The organism is Streptomyces seoulensis (assembly GCF_022846655.1).
Taxonomy (GTDB): domain Bacteria; phylum Actinomycetota; class Actinomycetes; order Streptomycetales; family Streptomycetaceae; genus Streptomyces.
In genome coordinates, this window is record NZ_AP025667.1 from 4,764,944 (window position 1) to 4,781,642 (window position 16,699).

General features: G+C 70.6%; 21 protein-coding genes. 5 read left to right on the plus strand and 16 right to left on the minus strand.

The features are described from left to right. Positions 1-28: 28 nt before the first annotated feature. The 16 genes from HEK131_RS21925 to HEK131_RS22000 all read right to left on the minus strand — a co-directional run bounded on the left by HEK131_RS21925 (position 29) and on the right by HEK131_RS22000 (position 10,991). Positions 29-517: a hypothetical protein gene (locus tag HEK131_RS21925; protein WP_244452105.1), complete on the minus strand. Its 489-nt coding sequence runs from the start codon at positions 515-517 to the stop codon at positions 29-31. A 25-nt stretch (positions 518-542) separates the two neighbouring features. After that, positions 543-1,415: a DUF317 domain-containing protein gene (locus tag HEK131_RS21930; RefSeq protein WP_244336721.1), complete on the minus strand. Its 873-nt coding sequence runs from the start codon at positions 1,413-1,415 to the stop codon at positions 543-545. After that, entirely contained in the window at positions 1,412-2,641 is a 1,230-nt protein-coding gene (locus tag HEK131_RS21935; protein ID WP_244336722.1) for an ATP-grasp domain-containing protein, read from the minus strand. The genes HEK131_RS21930 and HEK131_RS21935 overlap by 4 nt, the downstream gene beginning before the upstream one ends. Before the next feature lie 48 nt (positions 2,642-2,689). Next, entirely contained in the window at positions 2,690-2,992 is a 303-nt protein-coding gene (locus HEK131_RS21940; RefSeq protein WP_432215661.1) for a hypothetical protein, read from the minus strand. Between the two features lie 35 nt (positions 2,993-3,027). Next, the gene (locus tag HEK131_RS21945) at positions 3,028-4,263 is read right to left on the minus strand and encodes an MFS transporter (protein ID WP_244336724.1); all 1,236 of its coding nucleotides are present in this window, start codon (positions 4,261-4,263) and stop codon (positions 3,028-3,030) included. Next, entirely contained in the window at positions 4,260-4,775 is a 516-nt protein-coding gene (locus HEK131_RS21950) for a regulator (RefSeq protein WP_244336725.1), read from the minus strand. The genes HEK131_RS21945 and HEK131_RS21950 overlap by 4 nt, the downstream gene beginning before the upstream one ends. Beyond that, a complete protein-coding gene (locus tag HEK131_RS21955) occupies positions 4,772-5,602 on the minus strand; it encodes a winged helix-turn-helix transcriptional regulator (protein WP_244336726.1) in 831 nt (276 codons plus the stop codon). The genes HEK131_RS21950 and HEK131_RS21955 overlap by 4 nt, the downstream gene beginning before the upstream one ends. Positions 5,603-5,642: 40 nt before the next feature. Beyond that, positions 5,643-6,050, minus strand: a complete 408-nt coding sequence (locus HEK131_RS21960; RefSeq protein ID WP_244336727.1) for a hypothetical protein — start codon at positions 6,048-6,050, stop codon at positions 5,643-5,645. Between the two features lie 10 nt (positions 6,051-6,060). Continuing rightward, entirely contained in the window at positions 6,061-6,504 is a 444-nt protein-coding gene (locus tag HEK131_RS21965; protein WP_244336728.1) for a hypothetical protein, read from the minus strand. Further along, on the minus strand, positions 6,501-6,971 hold the full coding sequence (locus HEK131_RS21970) for a hypothetical protein (protein WP_244336729.1): 471 nt from the start codon (positions 6,969-6,971) through the stop codon (positions 6,501-6,503). The genes HEK131_RS21965 and HEK131_RS21970 overlap by 4 nt, the downstream gene beginning before the upstream one ends. Positions 6,972-7,046: 75 nt before the next feature. Beyond that, positions 7,047-7,361: an SH3 domain-containing protein gene (locus tag HEK131_RS21975; protein ID WP_244452106.1), complete on the minus strand. Its 315-nt coding sequence runs from the start codon at positions 7,359-7,361 to the stop codon at positions 7,047-7,049. Between the two features lie 183 nt (positions 7,362-7,544). Continuing rightward, complete coding sequence (locus HEK131_RS21980) at positions 7,545-8,342, minus strand: hypothetical protein (RefSeq protein WP_432215662.1); 798 nt, start codon at positions 8,340-8,342, stop codon at positions 7,545-7,547. Next, entirely contained in the window at positions 8,312-9,010 is a 699-nt protein-coding gene (locus tag HEK131_RS21985; RefSeq protein ID WP_244336730.1) for a hypothetical protein, read from the minus strand. Before HEK131_RS21985 ends, HEK131_RS21980 begins: the two co-directional genes overlap by 31 nt. Before the next feature lie 17 nt (positions 9,011-9,027). Beyond that, positions 9,028-9,516: a hypothetical protein gene (locus HEK131_RS21990; RefSeq protein WP_244336731.1), complete on the minus strand. Its 489-nt coding sequence runs from the start codon at positions 9,514-9,516 to the stop codon at positions 9,028-9,030. Then, positions 9,513-10,058 carry a DUF4913 domain-containing protein gene (locus HEK131_RS21995; protein ID WP_244452108.1) on the minus strand — a complete coding sequence of 182 codons (546 nt, stop codon included), beginning with the start codon at positions 10,056-10,058 and terminating at the stop codon, positions 9,513-9,515. Before HEK131_RS21995 ends, HEK131_RS21990 begins: the two co-directional genes overlap by 4 nt. Before the next feature lie 177 nt (positions 10,059-10,235). Further along, positions 10,236-10,991 carry a DNA-methyltransferase gene (locus HEK131_RS22000; protein WP_244336732.1) on the minus strand — a complete coding sequence of 252 codons (756 nt, stop codon included), beginning with the start codon at positions 10,989-10,991 and terminating at the stop codon, positions 10,236-10,238. Between the two features lie 439 nt (positions 10,992-11,430). Between HEK131_RS22000 and HEK131_RS22005 the strand changes: the two genes are divergently transcribed. The 5 genes from HEK131_RS22005 (at position 11,431) to HEK131_RS22025 (ending at position 16,677) form a co-directional block, all read left to right on the plus strand. Then, positions 11,431-12,576: a C40 family peptidase gene (locus tag HEK131_RS22005; RefSeq protein ID WP_244336733.1), complete on the plus strand. Its 1,146-nt coding sequence runs from the start codon at positions 11,431-11,433 to the stop codon at positions 12,574-12,576. A gap of 106 nt (positions 12,577-12,682) precedes the next feature. Next, on the plus strand, positions 12,683-12,997 hold the full coding sequence (locus HEK131_RS22010) for a DUF6112 family protein (protein WP_244336734.1): 315 nt from the start codon (positions 12,683-12,685) through the stop codon (positions 12,995-12,997). Beyond that, positions 12,997-13,689 carry a hypothetical protein gene (locus HEK131_RS22015; protein ID WP_244336735.1) on the plus strand — a complete coding sequence of 231 codons (693 nt, stop codon included), beginning with the start codon at positions 12,997-12,999 and terminating at the stop codon, positions 13,687-13,689. Before HEK131_RS22010 ends, HEK131_RS22015 begins: the two co-directional genes overlap by 1 nt. A gap of 35 nt (positions 13,690-13,724) precedes the next feature. Further along, positions 13,725-15,098, plus strand: a complete 1,374-nt coding sequence (locus HEK131_RS22020; protein WP_244336736.1) for an SCO6881 family protein — start codon at positions 13,725-13,727, stop codon at positions 15,096-15,098. 82 nt (positions 15,099-15,180) lie between these two features. Next, the gene (locus HEK131_RS22025; RefSeq protein ID WP_244336737.1) at positions 15,181-16,677 is read left to right on the plus strand and encodes an SCO6880 family protein; all 1,497 of its coding nucleotides are present in this window, start codon (positions 15,181-15,183) and stop codon (positions 16,675-16,677) included. Positions 16,678-16,699 lie beyond the last annotated feature (22 nt).

Sequence of the window (16,699 nt, forward strand, 5' to 3'; positions counted from 1 at the left end):
GAGGGCTCCTTGAGCATTAGAGGGTGGGTCACCGGGAACGGCCGACGACGTGCGCCGCGGGCGGCGGGACAGCAGCCCTGAGTGCGGTCCGGCCCGCAGCGCGGGCGGGCACGGACGCAGTCCATGCGCCGGGGAACCAGACGGCGGTGTACTGCTCGATGGCGTCCCTGAGCCCGGTGAGCACGGCTCCGTCCCACGGCGGTCGGCCGGGGCGGTGGTATTTGTCGAACGTGCCGTATCCGTGCGTGTCGGGGCGGGTGTTGGCGGCCTCGTCGCGGCGATGGAAGGTCTGGTGGTCCAGGAAGCTGAGCGCCACGGCGTCGATCTCGCCGCGATCCGGGTGCACGATCGCTACGCGCAGTCCGCCGTAGGTGTCTGCGTAGATGGTGCGGGTGAAATCGATCCGCATCCGCAGCGAGGTATCCGCTGGGGTGGCGAAGTAGGTGTTGCCCACGACGGTGCCGTCGGCGAAGGGCAGGCACAGTTCGGCGAAGAACTCCGGGGCGTACAGGGACAGGGGCAAGGGAGATCTCCGGTCGGCGTCAGCGGCGGGGGCCGGGCAGGGCCGGGCGGCTGGTGGTGCTCCAGCGTGGGACGCTGGTCGCGGGGATCGCGGCCGGCCGGCGGGATGCCGAGGCCCGCCGTACGTCGAGTGGGGTGGGGGCCGGCGGCTGCGGCGGAAGGATCGGCGTGAGCTGGACCATGCCCTCGGTGTAGCTGGACTTGTACTCGCGCCAGCGGGGCAGGGGCGCCGGATCGGCGACGCAGCGGGTGACGGAGGCGAGCAGGGCGACGGGGGTGTTGGTGCTGGCCGTCGTGTACCAGGCGGGCCGGTCGATGGAGTTGCCCGCCCATAGCTGCCAGCGGGCTTCGCGGGTGGTCAGTTCGGCTTCCGGATCGAGATCGCCGGTGATGTACTCCAGGCCGGCGAGTCCGTCCGGCGCCTGGATCGAGAAGGCACCCCAGCGGGGACGGTCGATCATCCAGTTCTGCTGCAGCAGCGGGACGACGACGCGGAAGGGCTCGTGTTCGTCGGTCCGGGCATCCGGTCGGGCGAGGTACGTGCCCGGCCCCTGCTCGTAGGCCGTGGCGAGCGCGGTGGTGAAGGCGGCCACGAACTCCGTGGGAACGGAATCGTTGAAACACACGCCCCAGGTCGGCGGCCCGAACGGATCGCGGTAGGCGTTGATGCGCCAGAGGCCGTCGTCCTCGCCTTCGGGCAGGTAGCCCAGTCGAACACGCCGGTCGGGCGCGGTCACGTAGACGTTGCCGAGATCGTCGTGCTGGAGGTCCCAGCCGAGGTCGAGGAGGGGGGCGAGGGCCGGGTCGCCGGTCCCTGTGGTGGAGGCGAGGTAGCGCGGGGACACGTAGACGTCGCCGTCGATGTCGCGCCGCAGATGGCGCTGCGGGGTCATCGGTCGGCTCGTGTGGTCACGGTGATCTCGTCGGCGGCGGTGTCGAGGCGTTCGGTGACCTGGGCGGTGTCGCGGCCGGTGACGATGTAGAAGCCGGCCCGCGAGGTGAACAGGTCGCCCTCCGGCGGCAGGAGGAGGGCGTCGCCGACTTCACGGATCCACTGGACCTGCTGCAGCCAGGGGGTGTGGGCGGCGAACGGCTGGTTGATATGCCGCTCGGCGAGCGTGCCCGAGACGTCCGGGTAGAGCATGCGGATGCCAGCGGCCCCGTGGCGGGTCGGAGCCAGGTCCGGGGTCTTGCCGCAGGCGATGTCGGCGGCGGCCTGGGGCAGGTCGATGCCGGTGGCGAGGCGGACGAGATGGCCGATCATGTCGCCGCCGATCCTGGCGTTGACCTCGATCAGCCGGGGCCGACCGTGGACCAGGCGCATCTCGACGTGCTGCACGCCGTGGGTGATTCCCAGGGCCTTGACGGCAGCAGCGGCTACGGGGGCGACCTGCGGCAGGAGCGGGTCGGCGGCGGCGACGGTGTGCCCGGTCTCGTCGAAGTACGGTTCCGGGCCCAGGCTCTTGCGAGTCACGGCGACCGCGGTGGTCACGCCCCGCATGGTGACGCACTCGACGGAGACCTCCGGGCCGTCGAGGTACTCCTCGATCAGGACGTCAGTGTCCTCGCGGCTGCGGCTCGCACCAGCCGAGGCGAACGCGAAGGCCGCGGGCAGCTCTTCGGGGCGGTCGACGCGGATCACGCCGATGCTGCCGGCGAACGCGGTGGGCTTGATGACCGCCGGATAGCCCAGGCTCGAGATTGCCCGTGCTGCCTCTGTCAGGGTGCGGGCCTTCACCGAGCGGGCTGACGGCACCCCGTGGTGGGCGAACAGGGAGCGGGCGGTGGCCTTGTTGCGGCAGGCTCGCATCACCTCGGCGGAGTTCGCGGGCAGGTCCAGGGCGCGGGCGAGACGGGCGGTGGAGATGAGGTTCCACTCGTCCCAGGTGACGATGCCGGCGAGGTGGTGGCGTGCGGCGAGGGCCCGGCCGGCGGCGAGCAGCTCGGTGGTGTCGTGGAGATCGGCGACGGCGTGGTCGACGATGTAGGGCTTCTCCCATGACGGTTCGGTGCTGGTCAGCAGGACGATGTCGTACGCGGCGGCGGCCTGCTCAAGGCAGTAGCCGCGCAACGTCTGATCGCCTGCGGAGACGACGAGCAGGAGGGGACGAGCGGACACGTAGGAGTTCTCCGAGACGGTGGACGACAGGATCAGGTACTGGGGGTGTCAGGCGGAACGGCGGCGGCGCAACTCGAACGCGCTCGCCCAGTGGGGATGGGCGGCAATCAGCCGGCGGGCGTACAGGGCGGTGAAGTTGTTGTTCAGCCCGGCTACTCCGTGCGGGAGTTGGCGGCGCAGGTCTTCGAAGAGGTCCTTGAGGCTGACGCGGGTGGCACCGCCTGCAAGACGTCGGGCGGCCATGCGCTCCAGCTCGCGGTAGACGTGCGGGTGCTCGGCGTCGAAGGCGTGGAACCGCTCGGTGATGGTGCGACCGTTCGTACGGTTCGCCCAGGAAATGGCAGTGGACACAGGCAAGTTCTCCACAGGCTGGGGATGCGCAAGGGTCAGGTACGCAGGGCGGGATCGGTGCGCAGGCGGACAAAGGCGGTGGCCAGTCCGAGGGCCTGCAGGACGGCGCACGCGGTGATGACGGGGCCGAGCGCGTCGGGCGGGGTCAGCGCGGTGAGTACACCGGCGACGGGGTAGGGCAGCAGCAGGATGAGGATGGCGGCCGAGAGGGTGCTGCCGAACTTGTCCGGCGGGATCAGGCGGGAGCGCAGCGTCCGCAGGACCACCGTCATGCCGCCGTCGGCGGCCATCAGGACCGCGACCAGGAGTAGGTAGGTCAGGTAGTCCGGGGCTCGGGCGGTGGCGAAGCAGGCGAGCGAGGCGAGGGCGGCGCAGGCGACGCCGACCGGCCACAGGCCGCAGCGGTCGATCGCGAACCGGCACAGCGTGATGCTGAGGAGGGTCGCTGCGGCAGCGGCGGACCAGACCAGGCCGACTGCGGTGGTGGACTGCCCGTAGTGGGTGACGACGATGACCGGACCGGCAGCCTGGAGTACGGCGCCGGCCAGGTTGGAGAGAGCGAGGCCGGTCACGAGCCAGCCGAGCGCGGGCAGCGAGCGGATAGTGCGCAGCCCGATGAGCAGCCCCGCATTCGTCTGCGCCTGCGGTCCCTGGGGCGGGGCTTCGGGCGAGGAGGCTGTGCGCAGGGCGAGCAGCGCGGTGAGGAGGGAGAGCGCGGCGATTACCGCGAGCATGCGGGCTGGTCCGGTGAGCAGGAGGAGCCCGGCGAGGGCCGGTCCGGCCAGGGTCGCGGTCTGGTCGATTCCGAACAGGACCGCCTGGACCCGGTGGGCTCGCGTGCCCGCTTTGCGGCCGGCGGAGGCGCCGGCGGTTTCGGACGCGACGTAGCTGAACTCGGTGAGCACCCCGGTGGTGGCCGCAAGCGCCATCACGGTCGCGCTGGCCGTGGTGCCGGAGGGATGGAGGTGCAGGAGTACCGCTCCGGCGGCCAGGGCCAGCGCGCGTCCCATGGAGGCGAGGAAGGCAACGCTGGCTGCCCCGCGCCGGTCTACGAGAGCGCCGGCCCATCCGAACGCGGCCAGTCTCGGGATCCATTCCAGGGCGAACGCCAGGCCCGTCAGCGCGGCCGAGCGGGTCGTGGCCAGGACCAGCAGTGGGATGCCGTAGGTGGCCATGGCCGACGTGAGGGCGCTTGCCGAGCGTGGCAGGTAGACGCTGTGCAGCGGTCCACCAGTGTGGGGTGCGTGCCGGGGTGCGGCGCCTGTGCTCACGCGGCAGGCTCCGCAGGCGACCCGGTGATCTGCGGGTGGGCGGTCAGCCACCGGCTCAGCAGGGCGCGCGGGCGGGCCAGGTCCTCTTCGGCCTCGGCAGTGGGAAGTAGTCCGGTGTGCGGGTGGCCAGGGCCGTCGGAGAGCTCGGTGCCGAGCGAGGACTCCAGCAGGCGGAGGCAGTGACGGATGCGGCTGGTGAAGTCGCAGCTCGGCGTCGGGTAGGCGTGGTGGCGGGCCCAGCGGGCGCTCGCGTCGTAGAGGTCGGCCAACTCCATGCCGGTCTCGGTCAGTTCCAGGCCGGTGCCGGGGGTGATCCGGACGAGACCGCGGGCGCGGGCTGCTTCGGTGGTGCGGCGCAGGCGGTGGCGAGAGACATCGGGGAAGATGCCGGTCAGCCGTCGTGGCGGTATCGCCCCGTTGCCGTCGATCTCGGTGATGAGCCGAATCAGGGAGCGGGAGGCCAGCAAGCTTATGACGGGGCGCAGTTCGGTCGGGGCGAAGAGGGTGCTCATCGGCGCGGGCCTCCTGCGGCAAGCGCCTCCAGGGGGCGGACGGTGGCGTGGGAGAAGAGAGCCCGGTTCTGCCAGGTTGCGCCGCTCTGAAGGCGCGAGGATGTCGCGGGGGTCGGCCGGGACTGGTTGCTGACCCAGGGCTTCGCCGGGGGCATCGTCCTCGGGCGCCCCCACACGGGGTGCTGGGTCGCCTGGTCGAGGGCCTTCCCGGCGGACCACGCGGACAGCGCGCCGAGAACGGGCCCCAGACCATCACCCGCCGCGGACAGCCGGTAGGGCGCGCCGAGCCCCTCCGTGTGCACCAGGCCGTCTGCGACGAGCTGGCGCAGCGGCGGGTAGATGTTGGTCCAGTCGCTGGAGGGCATGACGATGCTGGCCAGGGCCCGGCCGCTGACCTCCGTGCGGGTCTTGAGCGCCCACAGGATGGCGGCGGCGTGGCGGCGGGTGAGCAGGGTGAGACTGTCCTCGATCTGCTCGATTGCGGGCAGCGGGCGCTCCGGCGTTTCCAGGTGTGCCTCGGCCCAGGTGACGATCAGCGGCAGGACCGGCAGAAGAGCCTCGCCGCGGTCGGTGTGGGAGTAGGTGACGTGCCGGGAGGTGTGCTCGGTGCGCTGGACGAGCCCGGAGTCGCAGAGCGCCTTGAGCTTGGGGTGGAGCTGGCCGCCCTGCAGCCAGGACACCTTGGCCGCCAGTTCGCTGTAGCGCTGCGGCGGTCCGGCCAGCGCGAGAAGGATCCGCACGTTCCAGCGCGGGGTGATCATGGCGAGGGCTTCGGTGACCCGGGCGATGTCGGCGCCGGTGTCGGGGGGCAGAGCGGTGGCGGTCAAGGAAGGAACTCCTGGGTGGGGAGGGGAACTCGTCTGCCGGTCAGCGGCTTCGCGCCGTGCTCTCGGCTGGGCGAGGCGGAACCGGTGGGGAGGTCGTCGCGGTCGGCGGGGACGAGGCCGGGAGGCGGGCGAGGCTCTGCAGGACGGCGGAGATCGACTTGGCCTGTACGTCGCGGACGGCGACCGCTGCCGCGAGCTGGCGGGAGCCGTCGAGAAGGTGGGAGACCTCGTGCCGGCCGATCTGCCGCTCGGGGTGGATGAACCGGGCCAGGTGGTCGCGGTGGAGGTCGATGCTGCGCTCGGCGAGGGCGAGGTCGGCGTGCATGCCGAGCAGGGCGGAGAGCATCCCGGGCGGCTTATCCCGCGCGTGGGCTTCGAGTGCGGCGAGCGGTGCGCCGTAGAGGTCCTCGATCCGTCCGGCTATCTGGGTGGACGTGAGGTGGGGCAAGCGGGGGCTTTCACGGTCGGTGGGCCGGGGCCGCCCCGGCACGTGGCGGTGCCGGGGCGGCGGAGGGAGGCAGGGTGGCGCTGGCCCTGTACTGCGTGGTGCGCACGGGACGGGACTGCTGGTGAAGCGGTGGCATGGTGCGCAGCAGTTCACCGAGCGCCCGGCGGTAGCCGGTGCGGGCGTCGAGTGCTGCCTCCAGCCACTGTGCGTCGAACCGGAGTTGGTCTGCCGACAGCTCGTCCATGTCGCAGTCCGGGCGCATGTTCGCGTGCACGCGGTCGCGGACCTGGGCGACCTGTTCCTCGGCCAGAGCGAGGAAGCGGTGGAGCTCCAGGGCTCGGGTGAGCGCAGGGGAAGCGTCGGGGCCGGCCACCGTGTCGTACAGCTCGTACACGGGGGCGCCGAAGACGGTCTGCAGGTCGTCGTCCATGGTGCTGGACGGGAGCCGGCTCATCGCAGGACCCTCCCTGTGGCCGGCGACGCCGACGGGAGGGAACTTGCGGGTCGAGGCGGGGCGCTGGTCTGCACGGCCGGGCCGTTCGAGCGCGTCAGGCGCTTGGCGGCGAGGTCCTTGCGCCCCGGAGCGTCCGGGTCGAGGAGCCACTGCAGGACCTGGGCCCGGCCGTCGCGGACGACGACGGCCGCGTTCACGCGGTGGGCGAGGCCCAACGTCGGGTCGTCGACCTCGTCGGGCTGGGTCTCCAGCGCGGCAAGGAGGTCGTCCTCCGCACGGTCGAGCACCGACTGGGCCTCGACGAGGAGGCCGTGCCACCGCACGACGTCGGTGGCACCAGGGTTCACCGTCGGCGCGGCCACGACTGCAGCCTTCAACTGGGCCAATTCCATGCCGAAATAGGATTCGACATGTGCGGTGAGAACGCCCACGACGTCCTGGCCTTCATCGGAAATCGGGTCAGTCAAGGGAGCACTCCTTCCGACTGCCTAGGGGAATTCGCGGCTGGCGACTCCTCCAGCCCTTTCAGGTGTGGGCGACTGTCAGTCCAGGCACATACGGACGTCGCGGTAGACGTAGGTACCGGAGACCCAGCCCTTGACGCCCGTGGTCCGGTCCGTGATGTAGAGCCAGTTGCCGCTCTTCTTGGTGACGGTGAACTTGTGGCTCTTGTAGAGCACGCCCACCGCGGTGGACTTCGTGGTGGCCTTGGACCGGATGGTCACGGCGGCGGTGTGGACCGTGTACGGCAGCGGCGGCTGCGAGTAGCAGCTGGTGTAAGAGGCCGCGGTGACGGCTGCGGGGGCCGCACTGGCGGTCGTTGCTGCCAGCACCGGCAGGGCGAGCGCGCCGAGCATCGCTGCGGATACGGCAATTCGGGTGGAGCGCATGCGGAAGAAACCTCCGAGAAGGCACGAGGAATAGAAAGGTTTGGTGTCGCAGGGTTGTGGTCCGGCGGCTGTATAAGAGTCCGGGGAATCGCCGGTTTGGCTAACCGGCGATTGCCGGTTATGTTTCGCCGCTGCCGTTGACCAGTGCGCTCAGCGTGAGCGGCCGGGCGGGCGCGAAACAGGGGTTTTGGGCAGGCCAACGGGACGACGGGCCGTGGCTGCGAGGCCGACCGGTGGCAGCGGGCTGGCCTCACCGGTGAGCCGCTCATCGCACCACTGCAGCGCCTCGGCCGCCGTGTCGAAGCCGCCCTCGCGCAAGGTGTGGGTCCACGCGTCGGTGTCGACTTCCTCGACCACGACGCGGAACGGTGAAGCAGTTCGCTCCTTCAGGGCGCGCAGCACCACGACGGTGACCATGTCGTCCGGGTCGTCGCAGGTGTACGAGTAGCCCATCGCGTAGTGGTCGCCGTCGTTCGCGAGGCGTTGCCCGAGCGCTCTCGTCGTCTGGTCCGCCGGCGGGGGCCCCAGCTCGGGTTTGAGGCCGATGGCGTCTTGGGGGCAGCCGCGGTGGATGAGCCAGGACTGTGCCATCGCGGGCAGCGGCATCGGGGCCTGCTCGAAGCTGAAGGTCCGTTGCATCCGGTCCCGTTGAAGGTGAACTGCGATCAGTTGAGGATCGCCAGGGATTCCCCAGGTGGCAGTGCGGTCGTAGAGGACGTAGTAGCTGTGCACGCCGTCGTCGGTGTGATGTTCCGCGAGGGGGACGAGCATGTCCTCGTGGGAGGCGACCTGCCTGTAGAAGTCGCGGTGGACCTCTTCGTCAGCGTCGAAGTCGTCGAGTCCGAAGTCGACTTCGGGGATGGGCTTGGGGCTCGGCTGTGGGTCAGCGGTGGGCAACAAGGGCCTTTCGGTGGACGTCAGCGCCGCTGCGGGGAAGTGGAGGGCCATGCCCCGGGTCGAGCCGGGGGCACCGGCACCGGAGACGCGGCGGGCCGGCGGGAGGTCAGCAACGCGGCGCGGCCCGTGTCGGTCAGGGCGACCGGCTGGCCGGCGTGCACGGGGTGGCTGGTGTCCCGGACGACGAGTCCGGCCTCCTCCAGCCTCTGCAGCGTGGTGTGCGGGATGCGGGTGCCGGAGGCAGTGGTCACGGACATGCGGCCGGTCAGGAGGTGCTCGCGAAGCTTGGCTCCGCCCGCGAGCGCGAGCAGCGCTGCCTGGTCGTCGCCCGAGAGCGTGCGTTCGTCCGGCGTCGTGGCTGTTGCGGCGGCCTCGATGGGCTCCAGAAGCGCGAGCACCCAGCGGGCCGTGGTTTCCCGCACGCCGGCCGCATCCTTGAGTTGATCGACGGTGCGGTCGATGCGGTCGAGCAGCGCGTAGTCGACAGGGAACTCGCCGCTGGTCAGATGGGCCAGGAGCCGCAGGTGGAAGGTGACACCGGTCTGGGCAGCCGACAACTCGCGATGCCGGTCGACCAGTTCGGCGTGGGGTTCAACGAGAACACCACGGTCGCGGTAGGTCCACAGGGTGTCGATGTCGTATCCGGTAGCGGCTTCGACGCGGTGATCGAGGGGGGAAACCGCACGCCGGCCTGCGGCCCGGGCGGGGTCAGCGGGCATAGGTGGAACTCCGTGGGTCAGCGGGTGGGAGAGTGTCCGAGGCTCTGCGCGGGACGGGGAAGGCCCGGCAGTGCGGCAGGGGGCCGCGGCCCGGGACGGGGGGCGGGTCCGCGGGTGGTCAGTTGCGGGGAGCGTGAGCGTGCTGCGTGGGTGCGGGCGCTCAGCGGCCGACGGGCCAAGCCCAGGCGGCGCCCGACCTCGTCGTAGACGTCGTTGCCCGCGCGCGGCCGGATCGCGACGACGTGGATCTCGCGCCGGTAGGTGGACTCCGCGGGCGCGGGGCGGACGCCGTAAACGACTCGCCACTCCTTGCGGGAGTCCACGAACAGCTTGCGGTAGCCCTCCAGATCCCCCGTGAGGTGCAGTCCGAAGCGGCGCGCATTCACGACTTCCTGCAGGTAGGCGAGGGTGAGGTCGCGGATGTCGCTGGGTGCCTGGAGGAGGTCGGTCAGGGCACGGGGGTCGAAGCTCAGGCCGAAGGCGGGCTGTCCCTGTGCCTCGGTCATGACGCCGGCTCGTCCGGCTCAGCAGGACCGTGGCTCGCCGTGGTGGCGGCTGCCTCCGTGCGCACGGACGGCGGTGGGCCGGGCAGCAGCCGGTGCGCGGGCCGGTCGGGAGAGGTCATGCAGGCCGACAATGATCCGCCCGGGGCGCGGACCGCCGCGACGGCGTGGGTGAGGAAGTCCCGGTGCCACACGAACAGACCGGACAGTCCGGCTTCGGGGTCCTTGTGCTGCTGGTAGGCCAGCCACAGGGCGTGAAGCCAGGCGACGACGTCGTCGTGCTCCTGCCATCGCAGGCACCAGGGCGCCGCGGTGGTGACTTCTGCCCCGTAGACCGGCAGGAGGAAGTCGTCCACCCAGTCGCTGAGCATGTCCAGTTCGTCCTCGCGTTCTTCCCCGGCCAGTTCCAGGATCGGGCGGGGCTCGGGCGGGGCTGCGGAGGGCGGGCCGCCGAGCCCTGGCAGACCGAAGGCGGCGAACGGCGACGCGGCCGGGGCGGATGCGAGATGATCGAGCTGCTGGGCATGCTCGGCCGACTGCTCCATAAGCCGTCGGACGCTCGCCTCGATTCCCTCCAGCTGCCGGTCCGGAATACGGACCGGCTCCAGCATCCCGTCATCTGCGGGCTCTATGGATTCAGGCATGAAAGGTACGGCCTCCTACAAGACACGCAGGGCGGAAAAGGAGATTCGGAGATGCCAGCGGCGGCCCGGGAACTGGTCTTACGTGGCGAGGACCATGTCGTCCCGGGTGCGGGTCTCTCGGAGCGTCTCGGTGAGCCGGTCGGCGGCGATCGACGCATAGTGCGCGGTCTTCTCCACGCCGATGAAGTCCCTGCCCTCCAGCAGAGCGGCCACGCCCGTGGAACCGGAGCCGGCACAGAAGTCGAGCACCGTTCCGCCTTCTGGACTGATCTTGACCAGCTCGCGCATCACATTGATGGGCTTCTGCGTGATGTGCTGGCGTGCCGCACCCGACGGCTGTGACGCCGAATACAGGCCGGGCAGGTAGACCGGGTTACGGGAGCCGTCGATCGATCCCTTCGATGCCCAGACGATGAACTCGCAGTTCTGGGTGAACCGGCCCTTCTGGGGCCTGGCCTGCGGCTTGTGCCAGGCCAGCACCCCGCGCCACAGCCATCCGGCCGCCTGGATCGCGTCCGTCGTGATCGGCAGCTGACGCCAGTCGGTGAACAGCAGCGCGGTGCCACCGTCCCGGGTGAGGCGGTGGGCTTCAGTCATGATCTGCGTCAGCCAGAAGCCGTAGCTGCGCTGGTCCATGTTCTCGCCGGTGAAGTCGGCAAGGCCGTTCTTGGCGTCGGCGGAGGTGTACTTCTGCTTCGCGGAGCGCGTGGTGCGTTCCTTCGCGGTTCGTCCCCCGCTGTTGTACGGCGGGTCGGTGATGACGGAGTCGACGCAGTTGTCCGGAAGACCGGAAAGGACGTTGAGAGCGTCGCCGTGGTGCAGGGAAAACGGCAAAGAGGAACCCCGATTCGGGTATGGAAGGCGGAGGGAACTTCTCACTCGACCCGGACTCTTGTGACCGCGTTCGGGCATGCGTGAGCCGAGGAGGCTCACTTCGAGGAATCGGGCGAGGGGAGTTCGAAAACTGTAGAAGCGAACACGGAGACGACCAAGAAGTCCGCTACAGGGGTGCCGGATTTCGGCACCTCACGCCGCTTTTTTGGTCAACCGCCGTTACCTGCCTACAGTTTTTGAACCGCCCGGCGCACACCGCTCTCAGCAACGCTTCCGTGCCTGCCCCGTTGCCCAGGCGCCGTCATCCCGTCGCCTGACCAGGTGCCGTGAGCGGCTGCTCGTCCGCCGGTTCGCCTCGCTCCTCCCCGGTCCGCCGGACATCCTCGAAGGACTTCCTCATGACGTCGCGTTACCCACCTATGCCCGCAGTTCCGGATGAGTGCGTGCTTCCTTCCCGTTGAAGGCGGCGCTCGCCGCCGGCATCGGGGTCGTCTTTCTCTCCCCGCTCCTGCTCGCCGGCACCGGCATGATGCTGGCCTCCTCCTCCGCGGCTGCTCAGAGCGCCGACTCGGCCAGCACCTGTTTGAACGACGTCGATACCGACCAAGTCGCGCAGCAGGTCCGCAAGATCCTCGACGGGGCGTCCGGCAAGGACGTCCACATCAAGGGGCTCGATCTACCTGCGGAGCAGATTCCCAACGCCCGGACGATCGTGGCCACGGGCATCAGTCTCGACGTGCCGCAGAAGGGGCAGGTCATCGCGATCGCCACGGCGATGCAGGAGTCCCGGCTGCGCAACCTCGACTATGGCGACCGCGACTCTCTCGGCCTGTTCCAGCAGCGCCCCTCGCAAGGCTGGGGAACCGCCCAGCAGATCCGCGACCCCGTCTATGCCTCCACCCAGTTCTACAAGCATCTGCTCGCGGTGCACGGTTGGCAGCAGATGACCGTCGCCCAGGCCGCGCAGGCCGTCCAGAGGTCCGGCTTCCCGGACGCGTACGCGAAGTGGCAGCAGCTCGCCACCGCGCTGCAGGAAGCCATCGCCAAGACCTTCCCGGGCGGCGCCACCGACACAGGCGGCAAGGATCCTGGCGGGCACAGGGCGCCCGCGTCCGCCACGACCGGCTGCGCGGACGGCTCCTCCTTCGGTCCCATCCCCGAGGGAAGCGTCCCGAAGGGATACACGATCCCTAAGGGCGCCGTCCCGAAGGCGCGCAAGGCCATCGAGTGGGCCATGGCCCAGCTCGGCACGCTCTACCAATGGGGTGGGTCCTGCACCAACGCCCACGGGCCCGATCCGATGGGCCGGTGCGACTGCAGCTCGCTGGTGCAGCAGGCGTACGCCCACGCCGGCGTCACGCTCACCCGCACCACGTACACGCAGGTCCACGAGGGCAAGGCGGTCTCGCCCGCCCATCTCCAGCCCGGTGACCTGGTCTTCAGCCGCGGCAGCGCGAGCCGACCCGAGCACGTCGGCATGTACATCGGCGAGGGCCTCGTGATCGAGGCTCCGCGCACCACCAAGCCGGTCAGGATCACCGCGATCAAGGACTGGACGGTGCTCGCCGCCCGCCGCGTCCTCTGACGCTGCGGCGGCCGCTTCCCGCGCCCCCTGCGCGCTCCCCTTTCTTCCCCCTCTTTTCCGCTGGTCCTCTGCGTGGCCGGCGTCTGCAAGGAGTCCCGCCCTGCCTATGCTCCTCCCCCTCTCCGACCGTGTCATTCAGCTCGCCTACGACCCGGGCATCTCCCCTCAGGGCGGTGGCCTGCCCGGCCTGAGCGTGCTGAAGAACGTGGTCAACAGCATCAACCTCTTCGGGATCATCGCCGTCGTCGGCGCCCTGGCCGTCTCGCTCGGGGTCTGGGCCTGGGGCCACCACACCGGTGGCCATCAGGCCGAGGCCAACGGCAAGAAGGGTGCGGTCGTCGCCGCGGGCGCCGCCCTCGGTCTCGGCGCCGCGAACGGAATCGTGAGCTTTTTCTCGGCCCTCGGGTCCCAGGTCCACTGATGCGGAACCGCCTTTCCCCCTCATCGGGGTCCCCCTTCGGCAGCAGCTGGTCGGTCACCCAGCGCCTCACGGTCGTCGCCGTGGTCATCGGCGTCCTGCTCGCCACCGCGGCCGCGGTGGCCTGGGTGTCCGGCCGCGGCGGCGCCCCCTCCCCGTCCCGCACCACCGCGGCGGCGGCAACAAGCAACCCGCGTTCTGCCGCGCCCGCGCCGAAGGCCGCTTCCGAGACCGGGGCTGTGGCCAAGCCGCCACAGATCTCCGAGCCCGTCGCCTACGCCCGGGCCGCCGCCCGGATGCTGTGGTCCTACGACACCCGCGACACTAGCCGCGACCAGCAACTCGCAGGAATGCACGCCTGGATGACCCGCGAGACCAAGTACGCCGACTGGGCATCCGTCTCCGGCCAGGTCCCCGACCCGCTGCTGTGGTCGCGGATGGCCGACCAGGACCAGCACGCCTCCGCGCACGTCACCGAAGGCCACTACCCCGGTGCGTTCAAGGCGGCCCTCGCCGACGACCCGTCCGCGATCACCGAGGCATACATCTACGTGGTCACCGTCAACGGCAAGCAGCAGATCACGTGGACGAAGGGCGGCTCCGGGGCCGAGGAGCGCGCCGTGACCCTGGCCGTGCAGTGCCGCCCCGGACACGACTGCACGCTCGCCGCCATCGCTCCCAGCGTCACGCAGTGACCCACAGCGACACAAAAATGGAGGAATGACGTCCCTTGGGTTTCTGTGATTTCCCTCTGGCAGACAAGCTGTGTGCGGTCGGCGACGCGGTCGATTTCGCCACCGATCCCGGTAAGGCCATCGGGGACTGGATGGCGAAGTCCGCAGGTGAACTCGCCTCCGCGGCAGCCGATCTGGCTGCCGAGGCGGTCGACACCACAACGAAGGTCGACCTGAACGCTGGCTGGTTCGTCGACAACTACGAGACCTTGCTCCCGATCGGGCTGGTCCTGCTGGTCGCGACCTTCTGCGCGCAACTCGTCCGCGCCGCGGTCCGACGCGACGGACAAGCCCTCAAGCAAGCGTTCACCGGCACCGCGTCCGGTGTCCTGTTCGCCTTCTGCGCCATCTCCCTGACCACGATCGCCATCGAGGTCGTCGATGCCGTCAGCGACGGCCTGTTCCACGCCGCACACCTGGACATCGAGACGGCCGTGCGTCGCATCGTGAAGGTCGGCGAGATCGCGGCCCTGTCCGGACTGGGCTGGCTCGTCGCGGTCGCCGTGGGGCTCGGCGCCGCCATCGGCGCGTTCCTCTACTGGTGCGTGATGATGGTCCGCAAGGTCGGCATCCTCGTCATGGTCACCCTGGCCGTGTTCGCCTCGGCCGGCGGAGGCTGGGAGGTCGCGCGCCGCTGGCGCAAGGGCTGGATCGAAGCCACCGCCACCCTTGTTGTCTCCAAGCTCCTGATGACCGTGATCTTCGTCCTCGGTATCGCCGCCATGGGCAAGACCGACGCAAAGGACGGCATCGGCGCCCTCGCCGATGTCATGTCCGGCATCGTGATCATGGTCCTGGTGCTGCTCTGCCCGTACGCAGTCTTCAAGTTCGTGCACTGGGCGGCCGACGGCACCGACGGTGAGAGCATCCACCGCGCCGGTGGTGCCGGAGCACAGATCGCCCGGGCCCACGCCGAGAAGGCCACGCGTAAGGCCGCATCGGCGGTGGCCACCGCCGGAACCGGCGGCGCGGCAGCAGGAGCGGGCGCCGCCCCGCAAGGCCCCGACGCCGCTGGCGGCTTCCCCGGCGACATCGCTGCCAGTCCCACTGGTGGGAGCAGCGGCGACACGGGCCACGCGCAAGGAGAACCCGGCACGGCATCCGGTGGTGACGGTCTCAAGCCCGCTCTGGAGAAGGCCGTGCAGCCTCCGCCGATGAGCGCGTCCGACGACACCAGCGGCCACATCGGAGGCGCCCCGAGCCCGGAGAGCTCGGCGTCCGGCGCAGCGTTCGGTACCGGCGGCGGATGGCAGTCCGCTCCGCCGACCACGACGCCCCCGCCGCAGGGCGCACCGCCCGCCTCTTCCGGGCAGCAGTCCGCCGGCACCCACTCGGCTGCCGGACCGCCGCCGCCCCCGACCGGTCTCTGACCCCCTTGCCCGCCTACCGGGGGCGGGAGGCGCACATCGCCTTCCGCCCCCGGGTTCCCCCGCGCCTTCCAGGACCCGCCCCTTGACTGATCCCTCCCCCGCCCCGGTCACGGTGAAATTCCCCCACCGGTCCCGCCGCGGCATCCTCCTCGGGCTCTCCCTGCCCCAGCTCGTCCTCGTCTCGTGCACGGTGGCGCTGCTGATGATGACGGTGCTTTCCACCGGGCTGCTGGGTGCTCTCGCCCTGACTCCGCTGTGGCTGGCCGCGGGTGCGCTGGTCGCGATCCGTCGGCACGGCCGCTCACTGGTCGACTGGGCGCCCATCGTCGCCCGCTACGTTCATCGCCGGCGCACCGGCCAGACGACCTGGCTCGCCCGGCCCCTCTCGCGCCCCCGGCAGGACGGCATCCTTCACCTGCCCGGCACCACCGCTTCCCTCACGGTGGTCACCCCCGGCGACTCCGCCAGCGACGCCGCAGCCGTCCACGACCCGCACAACCAGACCCTCACCGCCATCGCCCGCGTCAGCTCCCGGGCCTTCGCTCTCCTCGACCCCGCCACCCAGAACCACAACGTCAGCAGTTGGGGGCGCGCACTCGCGGGCATCGCCCGCAACGGGCACGTCGCCGCCGTGCAGGTGCTGGAACGCACCGTTCCCGACAGCGGCGACACCCTGACCCGCCACTGGACCCGGAACGGCCGGCCCCAGGCCCCGGTCGCCGGAGAGATCTACTCCGAGCTGGTCGCCTCCGCCGGTCCCGCCGCCGCCCCGCACGAGACCTACCTCGCCATCTCCCTCGATCTGAAGTCCGCCAAGCGCCTGATCGCTCAGGCCGGCGGTGGGCTGCCCGGGGCGTTCGCCGTGATGCAGCAGACGACCGGGTCCATCGCCCAGGCCGCGCGCAGTGCCGGACTCCAGGTCACCGGGTGGCTGACCACGCGGGAGATCGCCGCCGTCATCCGCACCGCCTACGACCCCAAGGCGCTGGCCGCGCTCCAGCAGTGGTCCGAGACGGGCCGCGCCGAAGCGGACCCCGCCGCCGCTGGCCCCGTCGTCCAGGTCGAGGAGCACGACCGCCTGGCCACCGACAGCGCACGGCACGCCACCTACTGGGTGGAGAACTGGCCGCGCACCGAGACCGGTGCCGGGTTCCTGCACGGGGTCATGTTCACGGCCGGTGTCCGACGCAGCCTGTCCCTTACATACGTGCCGCAGGGGCTCGAGTCCGCGCTGCGGGACGTGCAGCGCAAGAAGGCCGCGATCATCTCCGACGCGAGCGAGCGCGCGCGCCGCGGACAGGTCGACCGCGAAGAGGACTCCGTCGAGTACGCCGACATCAAGACACGAGAGCGCCAGCTCATCGCCGGGCACGCGGACGTGGCCCTGACGGGCCTGGTCACCGTCACGGCCGAGACCGATGCCCTCCTGGACGCGGCCTGCGCCCAGATCGAAACCGCCGCTGTCGGCGCCGGAGTCGATCTGCGTCGCCTGCTCTTTCAGCAGCCCCCGGCCTTCACTCTCGCCGCCCTCCCCCTCGCGCGCACCAACGTCCCAACGAAGTACGGCCTCACTCCCTGACCCGGACCCCTCAGAAAGGCCC